This window comes from Parabacteroides sp. AM58-2XD (genome assembly GCF_003463685.1).
GTDB classification, from domain to species: domain Bacteria; phylum Bacteroidota; class Bacteroidia; order Bacteroidales; family Tannerellaceae; genus Parabacteroides; species Parabacteroides segnis.
Window position 1 is genome coordinate 12,033 of the sequence record NZ_QSDP01000067.1, and the last position, 21,036, is coordinate 33,068.

Here is a 21,036-nt window from a genome sequence, read left to right on the forward strand (position 1 = left end):
TAAACAGTATATCAATTATATTTGTTTATTTTGTGAGAGAGATGATTAATCTCTCATTTAATTACAAAAATATATGACGAAAAACAAATCCGGGAAGAAGGATAATAGAGAAAACAAACCGAAGAAGAACAAGGCTAAACGTATGAAGAAAGAAGCCATGCTCCATTCCGTTATGTCCGTTTTTCAATCCTCTCCCAAGGAACCATTTAACTATAAACAGATTAGCAAACTGATTGGCGTAGAGAGCCAGGTGCAGAAGCTACAGGTTGTAGACCTGCTGTATGATCTCTCTGCCGAAAATTTTATTACAGAAATAGACCGCGGACGTTATCGGTATAACGGTCTGGGTACCACTGCGATCGGTACATTCGGACGCCGGAGCAACGGGAAAAATTCGTTTATTCCGGAAGATGGTGGTGCGCCGGTTTTCGTGGCGGAACGGAATTCCGGACATGCGATGGACGGTGATAAAGTGAAGGTGCAGTTGTTTGCCAAACGCAAGGGCGCTGAACCGGAAGCCGAAGTGATCGAAGTACTGGAAAGCCAGAAAAAGACATTTGTCGGTAAATTGCAGGTAACGAAAGGCTTTGCCTTCCTCATCACCGAGAACAAGACGCTGGCAAACGATATATTTATCCCGAAAGAAAAACTGAAAGGCGGTAAGAATGGCGATAAAGCCATTGTCCGTATCGTTGAATGGCCGGATGAAGCCAAGAACCCGCTGGGTGAAGTGGTCGACATTCTGGGTGTGGCCGGTCAGAATACAGCGGAAATGCATGCGATACTGGCCGAATTCGGTCTACCGTATACGTATCCGGAAAATGTGGAAAAGGCGGCAAATAAGATATCGGAGATTATTCCGGAAGAAGAAATTGCCAAGCGTGAGGATTTCCGTAAGGTCCTGACCTTTACCATCGACCCGAAAGATGCCAAGGACTTTGACGATGCCCTTTCGGTTCGCCAGCTGGATAATGGAAACTGGGAAGTGGGCGTACATATTGCCGACGTAACTCACTATGTAAAACCTGAAAGTCTGATCGACCGTGAAGCGGAAAGCCGTGCGACTTCCGTCTATTTAGTGGATCGTACGATTCCGATGTTGCCCGAACGGTTATGCAACCAGATATGTTCCTTGCGTCCGGACGAAGAGAAGTTATGCTTCTCCGTTATTTTTGAACTGGACGAAGAGGCCAACGTGAAGAAATCGCGTATCGGACGTACCGTGATCAAGAGCGACCGCCGCTTCACTTACGAAGAGGCGCAGTTGGTGATCGAAACAGGCGAAGGTGATTATAAAGACGAAATACTGATCCTGGACGCATTAGCAAAGAAGTTGCGTGAGAAACGTTTTAAGAACGGAGCCGTTAACTTCGACCGCTTTGAAGTAAGGTTTGAAATTGACGAAACCGGAAAACCGATCAGTACTTATATCAAGGAATCGAAAGATGCCAACAAACTGATTGAAGAATTTATGTTGCTGGCGAACCGTACAGTAGCTGAGTTTGTAGGTAAAGTGCCTAAAGGAAAGACAAAGAAAACGTTTGTCTACCGTATCCACGATCTGCCCGATCCTGATAAACTGGAGAATTTTGCCGCCTTTATCCGCCGCTTCGGTTATAAGATGAAAACGGAGGGTAGCAGTAAGATCGATATCTCCCGTAATCTGAACCGTTTGTTGGACGAAGTACATGATAAGCCGGAAGAGAATCTGATTGAAACATTGGCAATCCGCTCGATGCAGAAAGCACGTTATACGACAGAGAATATCGGCCATTATGGTCTGGCTTTTGAATATTACACTCATTTTACTTCTCCTATCCGTCGTTATCCGGATATGATGGTGCACCGTTTGTTGGAACGTTATCTTGAAGGCGGACGCAGCGTGGTAAAGGCAAAATATGAAGAAAAATGTGACCATTGTTCTACGATGGAGCAGGTTGCGGCAAATGCTGAGCGTGCATCTATCAAGTATAAACAGGTTGAGTTTATGCAGGATAAGTTGGGCATGGTGTTCGACGGTGTGATCTCCGGTGTTACCGAATGGGGATTGTATGTCGAGCTGAATGAAAACAAGTGCGAAGGCCTTGTTCCTATCCGTGACTTAGGGGATGATTTCTACGATATGGATGAAGAAACATACAGCCTGATCGGTCGTCGTAAGAAACGCCGCTTCCGTCTGGGTGATCCTGTAACGGTGAAGATCGCAAATGCCAATCTGGAACGTAAGCAGCTTGACTTTATGTTGATGGAATAAAGAAGATATTGCTGGGTAAAATAAAAGAGACAACCGGTCATTAATGAATCAGTTGTCTCTTTTTGTTTTATATGGAAAGTGATAAAGTCGTATTATTCTTCAGCAGGTTGGAGGTTTTCACCGATATTGTATCCTAATTCGTCATCACGTTTTTTATCCTGGAAAAGATATGAGTTTCCTTCTTCAGATTCGATATAGTAAAGGTTTGTATAGATAAAATCCGGGTTGTCATGTTTTAATATTTTGGCAACATTGTCCGGGATAGGAGTATCCTCCTTACTTAATTCGTACACTGTCCTTCTCCAGAAACCTCTGTCCGTTGCTATTTCCCCATGAAAGAAAACATGTTTAATTGTATCATTGTGAAGGATGAAGTATTCATGCTCTCCGTCATTCATGTATCCTCTTATCTCTGCCCCTTTATATTTTTCGTGTATAAAATTAAAATGGTCTTCGGGTAGATTTACAAACCAGCGTGTATCGTTTGGAGTACATCTAAGGGTTCTCAAGTAAAGTCCGTCGTCATTGATATAAATATAATGTTGCATGTTGTCGTATTTTTTCCAGGGATACGTGAAATGTAACGTGTAAAGGGGTCTTGTTATCCCTGCTCGTTCTGTCTTAAATATCTTGATGTTCTGTACGCCAATATATCCGGCTTGCAGGAAAGATGTCTGAACTTCAATGGGGAGTTGTTGGATATCGCTTATCTCTGTATAGGTCATTTTCCAGCTATCATTGACATACGAGATCAATGCCTCATTTTGTTCCGGATCTTTAAATTCTATTTGGTCGATGCCATCCGAATAATTCATGAAAGAAGTGATCTCAGCAGATGGATATCTTTTGGAGAAGTCGCTTTTGATTGCTGCGGGGATCCCATCTTCTATTGTTGGGTTCTCTTTATCACAGGCAGTAATACACATAAGTAGCATACATGCTACGATGTAGTGAAAACAGTTTATTCGCTTCATAAGTATTTTTATTTAGACAGGTAAATATAATAGCAATACTAGTTGGGGACAAAGATAGAAAAAACAAGGACTAGAAATCCTCAGACAGACTTCTGTTCCTTATTTATGATGTATTATTTTTTACCAGTAAATCAAACCGAGTGTGCCGCAGCCAATTAGCGCTAATCCCAATAAAGCATAAAATATACGTGCCCCTTTCTTCCGAATTTATTTACGAAAGTTGTTGCTCCGCTGGTTTCGAAATACCAGTCGAAATTAAAGATGGCAGCGACCAGGGAAAATGCTCCCAGGGCAATGAAGATGGCTAGTATGAAATAATCGGTAGGTTCCATCGGTTATTTTACTTCTACGGTTCGTGATCCGTCGGGATTTTCGCTGATCGTAACGTTTACCACGTCTCCCGGCAACAACTCTTCGATCTTTTCCGGCCATTCGATAAAGCAGAGGGCGCCACTGTAAAAATAATCTTCGGTTCCTATCTGTTCTGCTTCACTGATCTTATTGATGCGGTAAAAGTCAAAGTGATAGATCAACTCGCCGGTCGTATCGCTGCGATATTCGTTGATGATGGCGAATGTCGGGCTGTTGATAACATCTTCTACGCCCAGCTCTTCGCAGATCGCTTTGATAAAAGTTGTTTTTCCGGCTCCCATGTTTCCGTAGAAGGCAAAGACGGTACGGTCATCCATTCCGGCAATGAACTCTTTGGCTGCCTGGCGGATGGTATCTAAATTTTCAATCTTGATAATACTCATGATGTCTGTCGATTATTGATCATTTGTAATCTACCCGCAAAGGTATATTAATTTTCAATTTTCAATTCTCAATTTTCAATTATTTTGGTATCATGGTAATAAACGGCACCATCATTTCCTCCATCGAGATACCTCCGTGCTGGAATGTATTCTTATAATAGGAAACGTAATAATTATAATTGTTCGGATATGCAAAGAAATCATCGTTCATGGCAAATATATATTTGCTGCTCAGGTTGGGAGAGGGCAGACCTATCTTTTCCGGATCGCGTATCTCCAATACTTCTTTGGGGTTGTAATTCAGGTTTTTACCAACTTTGTAACGGAGGTTGGTGTTGGTATTCCTGTCTCCTATCACTTTGATCGGGTTATTGACACGAATCGTTCCGTGGTCGGTTGTAACGATCACTTTATACCCTTTATCGGAGATACGTCTGAACAACTCCAGGGTGGTTGAGTGTTGGAACCAGGAACGGGTCAGGCTGCGATAGGCAGCTTCACTTTGTGCCAGTTCGCGGATCATCTTCATTTCCGTCCGGGCATGCGACAACATATCCACAAAGTTCAGGACAACGACATTCAGCTGGTTATGCGTCAGTGAAGAGATCATATTCAACAGCTTTTCACCATATTGTGAGTCGTGTACTTTGTTATAAGAGAAGGTGTATTTCTTGCGGAAACGGTCGATCTGTGTCCGGATCAAAGGTTCTTCGTTCAGGTTTTTTCCTTCTTCACTCTCTTCATCCACCCATAAGTCCGGAAACATTTTTTCTATCTGCAAAGGCATCAAGCCCGAAAAAATAGAGTTGCGGGCATACTGTGTGGCGGTAGGAAGAATACTGTAATACAGGCTTTCGTCGAATGTAAAATATTCAGCCAGCAGGTCTTTGACGACACGCCACTGGTCCAGACGGAAATTATCGATCAGGATGAAGAACACCTTTTCATCATTGTCCAGCAGAGGGAATACCTTTTTCTTGAAAAGATCCGGGCTCATCAGAGGACGTTCGGCGGGGTTTTGTATCCAGTTTACATAATTCTTTTTTACGAATTTCCCGAAAGCGTTGTTTGCTTCTTCTTTTTGCATCCGCAACATATCGGTCATCTGCACCTGGCTGCTTTCCAGTTCCAACTCCCAGTACACCAGTTTCTTGTATAATTCCATCCAGTCGTCGGTCGTCAGCGAATCGTTGATCTGCATACCGATGCGGCTGAATTCCTGTTGGTAGCCGACTGTTGTTGTTTCCGATATGATGACGTTTTTATGTACGTTCTTCTTAATGGAGAGGAGCAGCTGGTTCGGGTTGACCGGTTTGATCAGGTAGTCGGCAATCTTGTTTCCGATTGCCTGGTTCATAATGCTTTCCTCTTCGCTTTTGGTAACCATGACGACCGGCACGTTAGGGTTGATTTCCTTAATGTGGGCGAGTGTTTCCAGACCGGTCAGGCCCGGCATGTTCTCGTCCAGGAAAATAATATCGAACGATTGTTCCCTGCAACAGTCGATTGCATCCTGCCCGCTGATTACCGGAACCACTTCATACCCTTTATCCTGCAAAAACAAAATGTGAGGTTTTAGCAAATCGATCTCATCATCTGCCCAAAGTACTCTGTCTTTCTTTACTGCCATATATTACCTAATTTATTTCTTACAAATTTAATCGGAATAGTTATATAATAACGCTACTTGCTATGGTTTTGTATATAAATCCTTGCTTTTTTACGGACTTTTAAGCCTTGGTGTACTGTTTAATATAATTTAATTGTTTATTTATCACGTAAATACGATGTTGTCGTATATTTGCGTACATATCGTAATAGAGAACATATAGTATTAATAATTATACCATGAGAACAAAATTGTTATTTATCGTTCTCTTTTTGTCAGCAGTAATGACGGGGAACGGAACGGAAGACAGGAGTGAATACTTAAGAAAAGTATTAGATAATTTGGAGAAGATAAAAACGGCTACTTACCGTTTGCAGAGTGAAGCTTGGGAACCGGGCGACACAATACCGAGCTATTCTGTCTATACATTTGTAGAAGAATATGATAATCCGGCAGACACTGCGGTAGGTGCCAGTTATACGGACTATTCGGATGCTGAGAAAAAGCAAATAAGTTCCTGTTATGATGGGTATGTACGTCTATCCTTTTACCATGACAAACACGGAGTTATGGTTGATGATTTTACTCGCAGAAACCTGCCTTTCAGACTGGTAGGCGTAGGAACTCCTTATTTCAACTATGCGAAGAATATTATTAAATATGTGCTGACAACCCAGGACAGTATCTCCGTGGACATGAAAGATTGCGGAGATGAATATCTGCTTAGTTTGGTTATTAACGAAGATGTACAAGTTGAATTTTTCGGACGACCTTACCATCTTCCCAAGCCACCGTTCTACCAAGACCCGACTTCCATATATGAGGTACACATCCGTAAATCGGATAATTTACCCTACAAGGTCAGAAGAGAAATGTCACATAACATAACTGAATATACTTATATAGAAGGCCAGTTTAATACACTGAGCGCTAAAGGAATTACTGCCTCCGACTACATCCCGGCAGATTACGAGGTCAGAGAATATGACAAGAAATATGACACCAAGCCAGAGGTAAATATTACTGGGCAAAAAGCTCCCGATTGGACTTTAACGGATACCAAAGATCTGCAAGTCTCATTGTTCGACCTGAGTAGTAAAGTCATTGTAATGGAATTTACCGGAATCGGTTGCGGCCCTTGCGCAGCTTCTATCCCTTTCCTAAATAAATTGAAAGAGACATACAGCGCAGAACAACTGACGGTTCTTGCCGTTGAAATCTGGAATCGGAAAATGCCGTCACTTCAGAATTATGCAAATAGGCAACATATAAACTACTTGTTTCTTGCCGGTAACGATGAAATAGTGAATACTTATCTGAATGGCGACCGAGGCGTTCCTTTTTTCTTCATACTGGATGAGAACAGAGTTATAAAACGAATCATAAAAGGTTATAATCTGGAACATACCGGGAAAGAAATAACCCAAGCAATAGATGAGCTATTAAAATCGAACTAGTGTCATTGAAAAAGTACTCGAGAACGAGGAAACGTCTTCAGGAAGTTGTTCATTCCTCCCCAGGTGTTTCACCTATTTTCTCCAGGTGAAACAAAAGTTTCTTCAGCGGAAAACAAAAGTTTCTCCCGCAAGAAACAAGGGTTTCCTCGGGAGAAACGAAGATTCAGATTATAGTAATATTAATTCTTTGTCAGCGTATAGTCTGTGATCCCCAGTGCCTCATAAGCCTGGAGCAACGCTTCGTCGTTATCGGAGATCATCAGTAACTTATCGTTTTCCATAAGGACCGTATTGCCTTTAGGGATGAAATAACGTCCGTCGCGCATCACCATAACCGCCAGCGTATGGTCGGGCAAGGTGAGTTCCATCAGTTTATTCCCGTGCGTAAGCACTTCTGGGGTAATGTCTATTTCACTCATCGCACTCTTGATGCCTTCCGGAAGTTCGATACCGAATACATCTTTTCGTTCCGGTTCGTCAATCATATCCAGCCATTTGGCTGCCTGTGTTACGGTGGTGCCTTGTATCAGCAATGAAAGGATGGTGATAAAGAATACCACATTGAATATCAGTCCGGCATGTTCTATTCCCGCAATCATCGGATAAGTGGCGAAGATGATCGGTACGGCACCGCGTAGTCCTACCCACGATATATACAACTTCCCTTTGAAGGAGAAGTTTTTATAAGGAATCAGGCAAAGGAACACGCTGATCGGACGGGCGAAGATAATCATAAAGATACCGACCGTTAACCCGATGGGGGCAACCGGCAGCAGTTCGTGCGGGTTGACAAGCAATCCGAGCGTAAGGAACATCACGATCTGCCATAACCAGGCAAAACCGTCGAAGAACGTACCGATACTCTTTTTATGTACAATCTTGGCATTTCCTACCACCAAGCCGGCTATATATACGGCCAGGTAGCCGTTTCCTTTACATAGCGTAGTGGCGGCAAAAGTAAAGAATGCAGTAGCCAACAGCAGGATCGGATACAACGATTCGTTGTCGATATCTATCTTGTTAATGATAAATACAGCTGTCTTTCCTAACAGGAAACCGGCAATAGCACCCACCGACAACTGGATAACCAGCGATAAAGCAGCATCAGCCAGGTTCATCCCTGCCGTCTGTATATAAGCGATCAGTAACAAAGTCAGCATATACGCCATCGGGTCGTTACTACCACTTTCTAACTCCAATGTCGGACGAAGCCGTTCTTTCAGGTACACCCCTTTGCTTCGCAGGATAGAGAATACGGAAGCCGAATCGGTTGACGACATGACGGCCGCCATCAACAGCGACTCCGGAAGAGTCAGCGTCTCGTAGCCGGTGACCAGTTTGGACAAGTAATAGATGAAACCACCCGTTATAAAGGTGGTAGCCAATACCCCGATCGTCGCAAGGATAACCCCTTGTGGAGCAATCGGTTTTACTTCTGATATCTTCGTGTCCATACCACCTGAGAACAGGATGATACTCAAAGCCAGCATACCGATAAACTGTGCCGCATTGGGATTACTGAACTGGATACCAAGTCCGTCACTGCCGAACAACATACCGACTCCCAGGAATAATAACAAGGCGGGGAGTCCGAAACGATAACCTGCCTTACCGGCGAAAATACTGAAAAAAAGAATGACGGAAGCAATCAACAAGATTCCCTCCGCATTATGTAAAATGTCTAAGTCGTGGAACATAAGCGGAAACGGTTTACTCTAAATTATCTTTCAAAATAACGAAAAAAAACTGAAACTACAATGGTTTGAATGCCGAAAAAACAAGCTTATATACTGATTAATGAATATATTACGTATATTTGCCGGCGTAAAATAAACACTATGCATAAAACACATTTATTCGTATTATTGTTCGCTCTCCTGATAGGGACGGCGTGTAACAAAGAGAAGCACTTTATCTCTGACAATGCATTCAGAGCCGAAGTAGAGAAAGATTTCCAGGCCAAACAGGCAGCCCTGCCTGACGGAGATCTGTTTGCAGTTTTCAATCAACAAATGACGCCGGAAGAAAAAGAGGCGCTTACATTCCTGTATGCCTATATGCCGATCGGCGACATTACCGACTATGATGGAAAACTTTACCTGGATAATATCCGCAGTTCTTTCCAGGCAAAGCAGGAAATGCCGTGGGGCGACAGTATCCCTGAAGACATCTTCCGTCATTTTGTTCTTCCTATCCGTGTAAACAACGAGAACCTGGACGAAAGCCGTATGGTCTTCTTCGACGAACTGAAAGACCGTGTGAAAGGTATGTCCTTATACGATGCCGTGCTGGAAGTAAACCACTGGTGTCATGAAAAGGTGATTTATACGCCCTCCGATGCCCGTACCAGCTCTCCGCTGGCTTCTGTAAAGACAGCTTATGGCCGTTGCGGTGAGGAGTCTACCTTTACGGTGGCTGCGCTTCGTTCGGTAGGTATCCCTGCACGTCAGGTATATACCCCGCGTTGGGCACATACCGACGACAATCATGCCTGGGTAGAAGCCTGGGTGAACGGCAAATGGTATTTCCTGGGTGCCTGCGAACCGGAACCGGTTCTGAATCTGGGATGGTTTAACGGTCCGGCTTACCGGGGTATGCTGATGCATACGAAGGTATTCGGCAAATATAACGGTCCGGAAGAAGTGATGCTTGAAACAGACGGTTACACAGAAATCAATGTGATCGACAACTACGCACCGACAGGCAAAGCCATCGTGACCGTAGTCGATACCGACGGTAACCCTGTCCCCGATGCAAACGTGGAATTTAAAATCTACAACTATGCAGAGTTCTATACCGTAGCCAATAAGAAAACCGATGCTGAAGGAAAGACTTTCCTGACCGCCGGTAAAGGTGATATGTTCGTATGGGCAACCAAAGACGGTAAATTCGGTTTCGATAAAGTATCTTTTGGAAAAGGTGACGCGACGATCAAGCTGGATAAGAAACCGGGTGATGCATTAGGAGCAGTTACTCTTGACATTATTCCTCCGGTAGAAGGTTCTATCCCTGCCGAAGTAACTCCGGAACAGAAAGAGGCTAACGCTAAACGCCTGTTGGAAGAAGATGCTATCCGTAACAAATATGTAGCAACTTTCTATACCGAAGAAAAAGCCGAAGCCTTGGCTAAAGAACTCGGCATCGACCCGCTGAAGACTTCCGACTTTCTGATCGGCAGCCGCGGTAACTGGATGGAAATCGAAAAGTTCCTGCGTGAAACCCCGGCTGATAAACGTCCGGTTGCTATGGCGTTACTGGATGTGATTTCGGCTAAAGACCTTCGTGATACGCCGGCTTCCGTTCTGGCAGATCACCTGAATAATGCGGAAGAAGTGAAGAGTGAACAGTTCAATAATTATATATTGAACCCGCGCATAGCTAACGAGTTCCTTACTCCGTATCGCAGCTATTTCCAGGCAAATGTAGATGCTGCACTGGCGAAACAGGCAAAAGAGGACCCGCAGGCTTTGGTTGAGTGGGTGAAAAAGAATATCACAATCAATGATGATCTGAATCCGCAGCGTATCCCGGTTATGCCGATGGGTGTGTTCAAGGCCCGCATAGCCGATAAGGGTTCACGCAATATCTTCTTTGTGGCTGCTGCCCGTAGCCTGGGTATCCCGGCACGTATCGAACCGGTAGCCCGTAAGGTACAGTATATGAAGGATGGCAACTGGATGGACGTTGACTTCGAAGCAGCCGTTCAGACTACAGCCAAACAAGGTAAGGTGGTCGCTTCCTACAGCCCGATCAAGGCTTTGCAGGATCCGAAATATTACAGCCACTTCACGATTGCCAAGATTCTTCCGGATGCGAAGTTGCAGACATTGAACTTCGAACGTACCGGCAATGTAGATATGGGTGTTGGCGATACCTGGAGCAGCATGCTGAAGAAACCGTTGTCGATGGACGAAGGTAACTATATGATGGTAACCGGAACCCGTATGGCAAACGGCAGCGTCCTGGCCGAAGTATCTTTCTTCAATGTAGAACCGGACAAGACAACAGATACTAAACTGGAAATGCGTGAGAACACCGACGAAGTACAGGTGATCGGTAACTTCAATTCGGAAAACAAGTTCAAACGTGCCGATAACGGTGAAGAAACCAGCGTACTGGCAACAACCGGCCGTGGTTATTTCGTTGTAGCCATCCTGGGAGCCCGTCAGGAACCGACCAACCACGCTATGCGCGATATCGCAGCCGTGAAGAAAGATCTGGAAGGATGGGGCCGTAGCATGGTGCTTCTGTTTCCGGATGAAAAAGGTTACAAAAACTTCGATCCGAAAGAGTTCGGCGACCTGCCGGGCACAATCACATACGGTATCGATGCCGACAACCATATCCGGAAAGAGATTGCATCGGCCATGAAGTTACAGAATGCCAGCCAGCTTCCGATCTTCATCATCGCCGATACCTTCAACCGTGTCGTATTCGTATCTCAGGGATACACCATCGGCCTGGGCGAACAGTTGATGAAGGTGATACATAAGTTGTAAAATACAATTCGCATAAATAATCAGCCCTGTATTCGGTAGTAAAGAAACTTCCGGATACAGGGTTTTTCTATGGAAGGACTAGCGTTCGATGGAGAGCGCAGTATTGTCGATCTAACTTTCCTGAATGTGGAATTGCCTTCTGAGACGATAGAAGGGCGTATCGGAGGACTTCGCTTTATGGCTGCAAATTTGAAAAGACAAGGGTGGATATTAAAGCTATTTCAATTGCTTCGGGTCTTTCCGAAGAAGAAATTAATAGCTTGTAAGTCCTTTTTATAGGATTGATGAGTCAGGGCTATCGTTTTTAACGATGGCCTTTTTTGTGCCTGAAATAATCCTTTTAACATTTGCATGTCAAATTTCCACAAAGAGGTATACTGTGTATCAGCATATTAATATATGTACGCGTGTTTAAATCCATACATATAATTATAATGTGAAATGATAGATAATATATTGTTTTGTAGTATAATTACGAATGAATAGTAATGACTAAAAGAAAGGTTCCTTTTTTCTCGCCAGCAAAGTTACCACATTCTTTTAATCCTCCAACCATTTTCAAAATATTTTTTTCTTTCCTATATCCTTTCTTATCAACAGAATAGCAAAGTAAGTACGAAAATCGCCCTTTTGAACACAAAGATAAAATGAGCAAGAAATAATGGCGAGAAAAAAGGAACGTTTTTTCTAGTCATTTGCTTTTGGGTGCGTTCCTGGATCTATGGTTAAAAGGCTTTTTAAGTAACACTATTATTAATATTAAATTAAAGATTTATGAACAAAAAGTTTTCTACGCTTATGGCGCTTGCGCTGATGGCAGGTAGTGTTTCTGCTCAGTTTACGGAAACAAACTGGAAGTATACTAGACCTTCAGCTCCGCAGGCTGCCTATCGTACATTTGAGACGAAGTCGGCGGGTTGGGATAACGCATTGGTTTCTGACGATGAAGGACTATTCTATTACAACGACGGTAAATTTACTAAAGACGTGAACGTTGTTGAAGATGGTTTGTGGTATCAGTTGGAAGTTTTCAATGGCGCGACTGATGTTGCCGATGTCCTGATTCAGGAACGTGATTACCTAACAGGTAAAATTTACCTGCGTACAGTGGCAAAAGCCGATGCTCCGTTGAATGCATCCCTTTGGAAACTTACGTATGGTAAAAAAGATGAAGCTACCGGTGGACATTGGACATTGGTTAACAAAGAAACCGGATTGGAATTGACTTTCGACCATTCTGTTATTAAGAATAACGAAATTTCTGAAATGAGAGACGGTACGAAAGTTTGGGCTTGGTATGATTTCAATAGAGATGAAAAGAAAGATTATACTAAGATGTATGCTTCTTTGCATAACCAGAAATATGAAGAAGTAATGTATCTGGCTTATGAAGAGGATACTGATGATGGTGACTTTTTGCGTAATAAGTTGGAAGTGACTGGCTTTGAATTTGGCGCAAATCAAGAGAATAGCAAATTTGTTAAAGCTAAAGTTGTCAAAATGTCAAGCAATGATATTAGCAACGTTGATGATGCTTTGGCAATCAAACCTGTTGTGGCTTATCCGTTCCATATGACAGCTGAGCAGTTCAATACTCGTATGGATGCTGATGATAAAGGTAACAACCAGTCGTTCTTCTTCAATTTGTTCAAAGACATGCAAGGTGCAGAAAACTTCTTAGGTTATTTGAACGATGCTAAAGCTGGAAATGAATTGGAATTTACAGCGGAAACAGATGCTGCAGGTTTGGAAAGTGCTGATCTGAATACAATAAAACGTGTAACTGTTAATGGTAGAGATTTTGAAGCGGATGAATACGACGGAGGACATGTTGTTAGCGATTCTTTGTTTAACTTGAACTTTAAAGTGGTCAACAGTAAAGTTGCAGATGATAAAGGTAAATATCTGTTGGCCGATACTGCCATTTATTACAAATCAAATCAGAGCTTGAGTTCACCGGCAGTTAAGTTTGCATTGAAAAATTGGAAGGAGGATGATGACGCTACATGAAAGCCCGTTATTATTTCCGTGCTACTTACTTCCCGACAAACGATAGCATCGTGTTGGAACCGCTGAACGCTGCTGTACAGGCTCCGTTTGAAGATGGCAAAGACTGGAAAGATTCTGAATGTACGAAGTCTTTTGCTACTATGCAGTATTCAAAGGCTAATACATTGGTTAATGACTTCTATAACCCGAATACAGGTTCAAGAACAGTTGCTTTGGCTATCGACGACGTTTCAGGTAAGGATGTATTGACAGTGGTTTATGACAATACAAATACGCAGTTTGTTAAACTGACTATCAACCGTCCGTTTGCATATCTGACTCGTACAACTGTTCCCGACGGATTGTATTATATCAATTTGGCCAATAAGGATGCTGATGAGAGAAACCGTAGCAAAGGTATGAGCATCGTACACAACATGGCCTCTAAGTTGATGTATGACACTGAAGCTAAGAACCAGGATTACTCTTTGATGCCGGCTACAATGTGGGTAGTTAAGCAGCTGGGTTGTCCGGAAGAAGGTTTGGCTAACTATGTACAGATCCAGAACCGTGAATATCCGGGTGTTGTGTTCGAAGGACAGCTTTACAAAGTAGAAGGACAGGATGCAAAAGGTCACAAGATCGAGGCTTACCGCTTCATTGATCGTACCGGTAACTATAGTGCAGGATATGAATCAAATATCGGTTGGTTTAAAGAAAACTTATTGCGCGTAGTTGATATTATGGACATTCAGGAAGTGGAAGAAGAAATCGCTTATACTGAAACTCACGGTTACAAATGGTTTACTAAAGACGAATTGAACGACGGTGTTGAAAACAACTACCAGATCAACTGGAACAACGGTTATGTGGATGCTGTTTTGAAACATGTCAAAGGTAACAACATCGCAGTAGAAGAAGGTGATGCAACAATCTTCGAAATTGCCGAAGCTACTTTGGCTACTAACCAAGGTGCTAAAGAATATCAATTCGGAGCTGAATTGAAAGAAATCGTAGATTGCAAAGCTGGTAATGAAGTGGAAGAAAAGGCTGTTTTGAATCAACTGAAACGTAAAGCCTACCTGATCAAGGTGAAAGACAATAACCTGATCGACAACGATGAATTGTTCTTGGCTTCTGTTCGTGATAACGATGGACGTTACTATTACAAAGCTATGAAGCTTTCTGAAATGGATAACTACTACAAGAAGTTAGGTGTATTCTATCTGAAAGCCGATCAGATCAACTTGGAAGGTGGAAATCCGGTTGATACTTGCTATGTGATGGTTGACATCAATGCTCCTAAGACATTGAGTGCAGATAATATCTTAGACTTGACTGGTAATGTATATGACTTGATGTCTGATAACGGTTGGATGAAAGCTGCTGTAGAAGCCGGTTCTGAAATGCGTGTATTGCGCGACAACAACCTGGAAGATCAGCCGAATGACGTATCTGATGCATTCTACTTCAGCGGTAATCCGGTTAACCAGTATATCAACATCGCAGCCGATTATAAGGTTGATCTGAACAGCAACATCAAGTTCTTCCAGCAGTTGGCAGAAAAGAACTATCTGTTTGAAGATGGCAACGATGCAAACAAGGTAAGTTTGATCCAGGATATCAATCCTGACTTCCATTATTTGGGTGTTGAAAGCAAAGGTCTGACAACTAAACCTGCATTGTATGTGGACGAAGTTGTTAAAGACAATCCTAACATGCAGCGTTATTTGTTCGGTGTACGTGTAGACTCAATTCGTGACGGATACATTTGCGACCATTCTTCTAGAATCCACGGTTACTGGGAATTGAAGGAAGAAGCTGAAGATGATGGCGAAGTTCACTTCGAAGCATACAACGGTTATACAGCCGGTTGGTTCTTGGTAAATCTGGAAGACTCTATTTCTCAGAATAACAACATGATGCATGATGCTGACTTGTATAAGTTCAACAGCTACACTCGTCTGGGCTTCGTAGAAGGTATCCACCAGGTAGAAGGTGATAAAGAATACTTCTATGTTGTAAATTATGGTTATAAACTGAAAGACTTGATGACTGTGAAGGATAACGGTGTTGAACCTCAGGCAACTTATGTGGCTAAAGGCAAGGTGCTGGATCCTAAATATTTGGTAATCGAAAGCGGTAAGACTGCTAACAAATGGGTAACTCGTCACTCAATCGCCGGAGATGTAAATACAAACCATACATTCTCTTTGCGTAAGACAAAATCAGACAATGAAGGTACAGTTGAACTGAGCGAACCGTTCTTGTTGGAATCTTATCTGGAAGATGTTTCAAAGATTGGTTCTTTCGAAGGTGCATGGGTTAAGACTGAAAACGGTGTTCCTGTATTGGCTAAATTAGGAACAGATGCAGGCGACCATGAATGGGGTACTAGTAATATTGCTGAAAGAATTGGTCAGTCTGGTGTATTCTACTTCGAAACAACAGACGAAGAAGCTACTGCCAACGACGACATTACAACATCTTCAATCAGCGTTATCGCTGGTAACGGTGTAGTAACTGTTAAGGGTGCAGCCGGTAAGAACGTAGTAATCACTAACGTACTTGGTCAGACTGTTGCCAACACAGTAGTTGCATCCGACGAAGCTCAGATCTCTACTCCTGCTGGTGTAGTAGTCGTAGCAGTCGAAGGTGAAGCTGCTGTTAAAGCAATCGTAAAATAAGAAATTATTTATAATCAATAGATTCTGACTGCGCGGTAGAGACGGATTGATACGTCTGTCTCTACTAATTAACCTGTGAGAGGTGAAAAAGTGGTCGATATTAATACTAAAGTAATGAAATAAAGTTCTTTCTGCCGTCTCTCTGCGAAGAACGGCGGCAGGCAAAAAACAAAGCCCCGGTGGATTTATTTCTGCCGGGGCTTTCGTTATTTAATATCAGTAAACAGCATGAAAAAAAAGAAATCCTAACGGCATCGCTGACCCTGGATGCTCTTTGCGATGAGATTGATCGCCTGCGCAGCATGAACGAATCGTGCGGCACACTGTCGCGTAGTAACAAACGGCAACTGGCCAAGTATAAATCCATCCTGTCTGAACGCCTCGGAGCGACGGTCATCTATCCCGAAGACCGGCAGGTAATTCCCAAAGGCAGCCATGCCGATGTACTGAAAGAATTGAAACGCATCGACCGTTTCTTGAAAAAACATTCGGGAGCTGAACGCGACGGTTGTTTCTTCCACTTGATGTGCAATTGTTTCGACTTCGGGGTTTCCCTAGGTACCGTCCAGCGCAACTACTATATCTCGGAAGAGGAACAGGAGTTATTGTAGGGAAACCGGTAACGTTCTATGGGGTAAAAAAATAAATTTCTTCCCCTTTCCCCTATTAAACGACCGCTTTTTGCTGTTAAAAGGGTGATTTCTCTCTGATATTGCTATTAAATCATTGATAATCAAAATTGGTAAATAGAAGTAGCCGGTCGTTTTATAGGCTTGTTTTCTCAGGAAGAAGCCTGTATCTTTGGCTATTATTAATCGGCTTTGCGGCCTTAAAATCTAAAGCATATGAATGCAATACCTACTCTTTCCTTTTTCGAGAAATTGTATCTGCCGGGCTCTGTCCCCTGCACATTGGAAGAAATCATCATCCTGATCCGCACCCGTCGTTGGGAGGCTGTCATCACCGCCTATCGTGCCTCCCTGGCAGCGGGCGATAAGGAGGGTGCCCGTAAACAAAAAGGACAGCTCCCCGGTTTCACCCCTTCGGGTATGTTCCAAGGTGGGCACCGTGCCAACCAGTTGGAGCAGTATAGTGGCATTGTGGGGCTTGATTTCGATCATGTGGCCAACCCGAAAGGGTTGGCTGCCCTGTTCCGTCAGCAAGCCTGTACACTGGCCCTTTTCGTCAGTCCCGGTGGGGAGGGATTGAAGGTGTTTGTCCGTGTCGATACTCCCCGCGAAGCACATGCCGCCGCTTTTGCCGCGGTGGCAGCCCGCTACGAGCAGTTGGCGGGGATCTTCTGCGACCGGGCTTGCAAGGATATCAGCCGCTGCTGCTACGTGAGCAACGATCCGGAGGCGTACTACAATCCGGAGGCAGAGGTGTTCACCCCCGCTTCTGTCTTGCCTGCGCAACTCTTCGTGCACGACTGGCTGCGTGCCCATCCGGCGATGGAGGGTAACCGCAACCAGACCGTCTACCGCCTCGGCTGTGAGGCTAACCGCAGAGGGTTCGGTTGCGATGAAACAGCTGCTTTCTGCATCCCCTTGATGCACGCCCCCGACTTCTCCGACGAAGAGATTCGTCTGGCGTTATCTTCTGCCTATCAGGGCAATAAGGTGGAATATGCCACCCGCCCGAAAGGGCAAAAGGACAAAACGGCCAATTTGGCCATCGACACAATTTCGGGTGAGGAGCTGCGCGAACGCACTCCGCTACTGCCTCCGGAGATCCTAACTGACCTGCCTCCGCTGTTTGAAAAAGCCATCTGTTTTTATACCGATCCGCGTGAGCGCGACATGGCTCTTTTGGCAGCTTGCACGGTGCTCAGCGCCTGCCTGCCGGGGGTATGGGGTGTTTACAACCGAAAGAAGGTATATCCGCACCTGTTCACTGTCGAAGTGGCACCGGCGGGCAACGGGAAAGGCTGCATCAACGACATGCGGCGGTTGGCAGACCGCTATGCCCTGTTGATCGAGGCTGAAACGAAACGCAAGGAAGAGGCATACCGCCAGGAGCTGGAAGAATGGGAAGTGAAGAAAGCGGCTGCCCGCCAGAAGAAACAGGCGGTTCGTGTGGCAGATGTCCCGGTGAAGGCATCGACCTGTTACTTCTTCATCCCCACGCAGATCACCAAGGCCAAGCTGCTGGTACACCTGGCAGACAATGGCGAGATAGGTGGGTTGATGGCCGATAGCGAGATCGACACGCTGATCAGCGCCGGACGGCAGGACTACGGGCAGTTCGACGACCTGTTGCGCAAGGCGTTCCACCATGAGCCGGTCGCTTCGTCGCGCAAGACTGACAACGAGATGATCCGTATCCCGCGTCCGCGCCTGGCGGTCTTACTGGCGGGTACGCCGGGGCAGTTCTCCCGTTTGATACCCGATGCCGAGAATGGGTTGGCGAGCCGTCTGTTGCTCTATACCTGCCGTAGCGCGGCGGTCTGGCAGGATGTATCGTCGTCAGGCGAGGCCGACCGTTACGAGCAATATCTCGATGCCTTGTCGGAGCAGGTGATGGAGATGGCGGTATTGTTGCGTAAACGGCCTTTGCGGGTACGGCTGACCGGTGAGCAGTGGCGTGAGTTGAACAGCCATTTCGGCCGGCTGTTACGTGAAACCTACCTGTTCGGTAGCGAGTCTTTTCTCGGTGCGGTGAAGCGCCACGGTCTGATGGCCTACCGCCTTTGCATGATCTTTACTGCCTTGGAGGCGGCCAAGCTCGATTACGGGGTGGACGAGCTTTTTTGCAGCGATGCCCACTTTCATGCCGCCCTCGCCATCATCGATGTCTGCTTGGCGCATAGCCGCCTGTTGATGACGCAGCTGGCTGCTTCTGCCGATATACCGGAGCTGACCTGTCCCGATTATTTCCGCCGCCTTTTCGAGCAGTTGCCGGAAGAGTTCACCCTGTCGGAGTTATACACGCAAGGCGAATCCGTCGGCATCAAAGAACGTAGTATCCGCCGTCATTTGAAACGGCTTGACCCGCACTATGTCACCCGTATCGCTCCCGGTGTTTACCGTAAGAACACCCCTCCGGCTGCTTGACCTACCTTCCTGCATGTCCAAATTGTGGCGGTGGCCAAATTGGCCGTTTTGTCCTTTTGAAAACATTCCCCTTTGAAAAACAAAATTTTCCCCTATACCCTGTCGTGCAATGGGGTATAGGGAGAGGAGGGACGGGGTATAGGGGGTGGGGATGTACATTATAGGGTAGAGAAAATATAGTCGGTTATTAGGGTATGCTTATTTTAGGTGTTTTCTTTCCCCTTTCTTCCTTTTCTTTCCATTTTTTCCCCCTCCTTCCTCGGCTTTCCGTTCGTCCGGGTCGGGCGGTTGTATCTTTGTTATGTGATTATAAACAAGGTGTTTAATTAAAAACAAAGAAGATTATGCCAGCAAAGTACACATTGGTATTACGAAAGGACTTGCGTAAAGATGCAGTGGAAGGGAGTAAGTTGTATTATGCCAACGCAAAGGCGACGGGAACGTGCGACATGTATGAGTTGTGCGACCTGATTTCGCTCTCGTCTACCGCTTCGCCGGGGGATGTGCGGCTAATCCTCGATTCGTTGATCGAGGTGATGAAGCGCAGCTTGGGAAAAGGCGAGGTGGTACAGGTGGGCGAACTGGGGAATTTCCAGTTGCAGTTCGGCAGTAGCGGGACGGCTACGAAAAAGGAATTCAACCAGTCGCTGATCAAAAGTAAACGGATCGTTTTCCGTCCCGGCAAGGTGTTACGTGAAGCGGTGGCCAATTTCAGTTTCGAAAAGATTCCTGATCCGTCGGATAAGGAGGAAGGAAAAGGGGAGGAAGGCGGTGGTGGAGACCGCCCGGAGATTGAATAGCCTGCCGGCCGTTTTTACGGCTCACCCAGGTGTCGGACGATATAGTCCTTCTGTCTGGGCGTGAGGTATTTCTTGCCGGGATGCCAGCCTGATTTTTCCAGCTGGTCGACGAGCTCCCTGCTTACGCGGACCCATTTCAACAATTGCATCGTGGCACTTTTCTGTGAAATATTGGGAAAGTATTGCAGGGCAAGCTCGCCCCATCCCCATACTCTGTTTTGATTGAATGAATTTTCCATACGGTATGTATTTGAAGGTTTATATATCAATAAATATACGAATTATTATGCACATATTCAAATAAAGTACTAACTAATATCATATAAAATGGATAAACAGATACAGTATTTACAGACTTGTCTGCCGGCAGCCGAGAAGGCGGGTTGGACATATGACATGAACCCGGTGGTGATCCTGGCGCAGGGGGCACTTGAAAGCGGGTGGGGTACTTCGGATTTGGCCAAGGAACATCATAACTATTTCGGTATCATGGGGTACGGGGCATCCAACGGCTATTGGCATGGGGAGAGAGCGAAGATAGAAGGGGGCAGCGGGGTACATTATTTCCGTCATTATGCCGGTGTAGAGTTCTCATTCCTGGATTTTGCCCGTCTGATCCGTACCGGCTACCACCGTGCCTGGAGTTTCAGCCGCCAGCCCGAATCCTATGCGAAAGAGATAGCCTACAGTCCCTATATCAGCGAGCAGAACGGCGATAACCGCGAACAGTACCGTCATAACCTGGTCGCTATAACCGAAAAGATCATCACATTGAAGGATATGTATGATTGGATGCGGGGCAGGGCGGCGTAAAGATAGAAAGAATTGAACTATCCAACTGTCAAAGTGACTCATCTGTTACAGGTTCATTTGCCGTCTGCTTTAGCTGACGGTTTATAAGCTGGTTCTTTTTTGGGCTTTAGCCACATTTCTCTCAGATAGAAAGCTTTAAGAAATGG

Annotated in this window: 16 protein-coding genes; 10 read left to right on the forward strand and 6 right to left on the reverse strand. The window is 44.9% G+C overall.

The window, feature by feature from the left end:
* Positions 1-73 precede the first annotated feature (73 nt).
* Positions 74-2,254 carry a ribonuclease R gene (gene rnr, locus DXA15_RS16100; RefSeq protein ID WP_128134683.1) on the forward strand — a complete coding sequence of 727 codons (2,181 nt, stop codon included), beginning with the start codon at positions 74-76 and terminating at the stop codon, positions 2,252-2,254.
* Positions 2,255-2,346: 92 nt separating this feature from the next.
* Here rnr and DXA15_RS16105 read toward each other — a convergent pair whose 3' ends face one another.
* From DXA15_RS16105 to DXA15_RS16120, 4 genes are all read right to left on the reverse strand, one after another.
* Positions 2,347-3,228, reverse strand: a complete 882-nt coding sequence (locus tag DXA15_RS16105) for a hypothetical protein (protein WP_128134684.1) — start codon at positions 3,226-3,228, stop codon at positions 2,347-2,349.
* Positions 3,229-3,389: 161 nt separating this feature from the next.
* Positions 3,390-3,560: an Imm17 family immunity protein gene (locus DXA15_RS16110; RefSeq protein WP_233567351.1), complete on the reverse strand. Its 171-nt coding sequence runs from the start codon at positions 3,558-3,560 to the stop codon at positions 3,390-3,392.
* A 3-nt stretch (positions 3,561-3,563) separates the two neighbouring features.
* A complete protein-coding gene (gene tsaE / locus DXA15_RS16115) occupies positions 3,564-3,983 on the reverse strand; it encodes a tRNA (adenosine(37)-N6)-threonylcarbamoyltransferase complex ATPase subunit type 1 TsaE (protein WP_046145980.1) in 420 nt (139 codons plus the stop codon).
* Positions 3,984-4,062: 79 nt separating this feature from the next.
* Positions 4,063-5,613, reverse strand: a complete 1,551-nt coding sequence (locus DXA15_RS16120; RefSeq protein WP_010801006.1) for a PglZ domain-containing protein — start codon at positions 5,611-5,613, stop codon at positions 4,063-4,065.
* A gap of 218 nt (positions 5,614-5,831) precedes the next feature.
* Here DXA15_RS16120 and DXA15_RS16125 point away from each other — a divergent pair, with 218 nt between their 5' ends.
* The gene (locus DXA15_RS16125; RefSeq protein ID WP_128134685.1) at positions 5,832-7,049 is read left to right on the forward strand and encodes a TlpA disulfide reductase family protein; all 1,218 of its coding nucleotides are present in this window, start codon (positions 5,832-5,834) and stop codon (positions 7,047-7,049) included.
* Between the two features lie 179 nt (positions 7,050-7,228).
* On the opposite strand, the gene DXA15_RS16130 is transcribed toward DXA15_RS16125, so the two are convergent.
* Positions 7,229-8,746, reverse strand: coding sequence for a potassium/proton antiporter (locus DXA15_RS16130; protein ID WP_128134686.1), 1,518 nt, complete (start codon positions 8,744-8,746; stop codon positions 7,229-7,231).
* A gap of 141 nt (positions 8,747-8,887) precedes the next feature.
* Between DXA15_RS16130 and DXA15_RS16135 the strand changes: the two genes are divergently transcribed.
* From DXA15_RS16135 to DXA15_RS16170, 7 genes are all read left to right on the forward strand, one after another.
* A complete protein-coding gene (locus DXA15_RS16135) occupies positions 8,888-11,548 on the forward strand; it encodes a transglutaminase-like domain-containing protein (protein WP_199676334.1) in 2,661 nt (886 codons plus the stop codon).
* Positions 11,549-11,617: 69 nt separating this feature from the next.
* Positions 11,618-11,827, forward strand: a complete 210-nt coding sequence (locus DXA15_RS16140) for a hypothetical protein (RefSeq protein WP_128134688.1) — start codon at positions 11,618-11,620, stop codon at positions 11,825-11,827.
* A 495-nt stretch (positions 11,828-12,322) separates the two neighbouring features.
* Entirely contained in the window at positions 12,323-13,558 is a 1,236-nt protein-coding gene (locus tag DXA15_RS16150; RefSeq protein WP_128134690.1) for a hypothetical protein, read from the forward strand.
* The gene (locus DXA15_RS26735; protein WP_233567352.1) at positions 13,555-16,224 is read left to right on the forward strand and encodes a DUF6383 domain-containing protein; all 2,670 of its coding nucleotides are present in this window, start codon (positions 13,555-13,557) and stop codon (positions 16,222-16,224) included. Before DXA15_RS16150 ends, DXA15_RS26735 begins: the two co-directional genes overlap by 4 nt.
* A 179-nt stretch (positions 16,225-16,403) precedes the next feature.
* Complete coding sequence (locus DXA15_RS16160; protein ID WP_128134691.1) at positions 16,404-16,835, forward strand: hypothetical protein; 432 nt, start codon at positions 16,404-16,406, stop codon at positions 16,833-16,835.
* Positions 16,836-17,069: 234 nt separating this feature from the next.
* Positions 17,070-19,277, forward strand: coding sequence for a DUF3987 domain-containing protein (locus DXA15_RS16165; protein WP_128134692.1), 2,208 nt, complete (start codon positions 17,070-17,072; stop codon positions 19,275-19,277).
* A 344-nt stretch (positions 19,278-19,621) separates the two neighbouring features.
* On the forward strand, positions 19,622-20,077 hold the full coding sequence (locus DXA15_RS16170) for an HU family DNA-binding protein (protein WP_128134693.1): 456 nt from the start codon (positions 19,622-19,624) through the stop codon (positions 20,075-20,077).
* A 14-nt stretch (positions 20,078-20,091) separates the two neighbouring features.
* Here the strand turns inward: DXA15_RS16170 and DXA15_RS16175 are convergent, their stop codons facing one another.
* The gene (locus tag DXA15_RS16175) at positions 20,092-20,316 is read right to left on the reverse strand and encodes a DUF4248 domain-containing protein (RefSeq protein WP_128134696.1); all 225 of its coding nucleotides are present in this window, start codon (positions 20,314-20,316) and stop codon (positions 20,092-20,094) included.
* A gap of 88 nt (positions 20,317-20,404) precedes the next feature.
* Between DXA15_RS16175 and DXA15_RS16180 the strand changes: the two genes are divergently transcribed.
* Positions 20,405-20,890 (forward strand): glucosaminidase domain-containing protein, encoded by a 486-nt coding sequence (locus DXA15_RS16180; RefSeq protein ID WP_128134694.1) that lies wholly within the window; start codon positions 20,405-20,407, stop codon positions 20,888-20,890.
* Positions 20,891-21,036 lie beyond the last annotated feature (146 nt).

Excerpts from the sequence above, each read along its gene's own strand:
- rnr (WP_128134683.1), top strand. The coding sequence starts at position 74 with ATGACGAAAAACAAATCCGGGAAGAAGGATAATAGAGAAAACAAACCG.
- DXA15_RS16105 (WP_128134684.1), bottom strand. The coding sequence starts at position 3,228 with ATGAAGCGAATAAACTGTTTTCACTACATCGTAGCATGTATGCTACTT.
- DXA15_RS16110 (WP_233567351.1), bottom strand. The coding sequence starts at position 3,560 with ATGGAACCTACCGATTATTTCATACTAGCCATCTTCATTGCCCTGGGA.
- tsaE (WP_046145980.1), bottom strand. The coding sequence starts at position 3,983 with ATGAGTATTATCAAGATTGAAAATTTAGATACCATCCGCCAGGCAGCC.
- DXA15_RS16120 (WP_010801006.1), bottom strand. The coding sequence starts at position 5,613 with ATGGCAGTAAAGAAAGACAGAGTACTTTGGGCAGATGATGAGATCGAT.
- DXA15_RS16125 (WP_128134685.1), top strand. The coding sequence starts at position 5,832 with ATGAGAACAAAATTGTTATTTATCGTTCTCTTTTTGTCAGCAGTAATG.
- DXA15_RS16130 (WP_128134686.1), bottom strand. The coding sequence starts at position 8,746 with ATGTTCCACGACTTAGACATTTTACATAATGCGGAGGGAATCTTGTTG.
- DXA15_RS16135 (WP_199676334.1), top strand. The coding sequence starts at position 8,888 with ATGCATAAAACACATTTATTCGTATTATTGTTCGCTCTCCTGATAGGG.
- DXA15_RS16140 (WP_128134688.1), top strand. The coding sequence starts at position 11,618 with ATGGAAGGACTAGCGTTCGATGGAGAGCGCAGTATTGTCGATCTAACT.
- DXA15_RS16150 (WP_128134690.1), top strand. The coding sequence starts at position 12,323 with ATGAACAAAAAGTTTTCTACGCTTATGGCGCTTGCGCTGATGGCAGGT.
- DXA15_RS26735 (WP_233567352.1), top strand. The coding sequence starts at position 13,555 with ATGAAAGCCCGTTATTATTTCCGTGCTACTTACTTCCCGACAAACGAT.
- DXA15_RS16165 (WP_128134692.1), top strand. The coding sequence starts at position 17,070 with ATGAATGCAATACCTACTCTTTCCTTTTTCGAGAAATTGTATCTGCCG.
- DXA15_RS16170 (WP_128134693.1), top strand. The coding sequence starts at position 19,622 with ATGCCAGCAAAGTACACATTGGTATTACGAAAGGACTTGCGTAAAGAT.
- DXA15_RS16175 (WP_128134696.1), bottom strand. The coding sequence starts at position 20,316 with ATGGAAAATTCATTCAATCAAAACAGAGTATGGGGATGGGGCGAGCTT.
- DXA15_RS16180 (WP_128134694.1), top strand. The coding sequence starts at position 20,405 with ATGGATAAACAGATACAGTATTTACAGACTTGTCTGCCGGCAGCCGAG.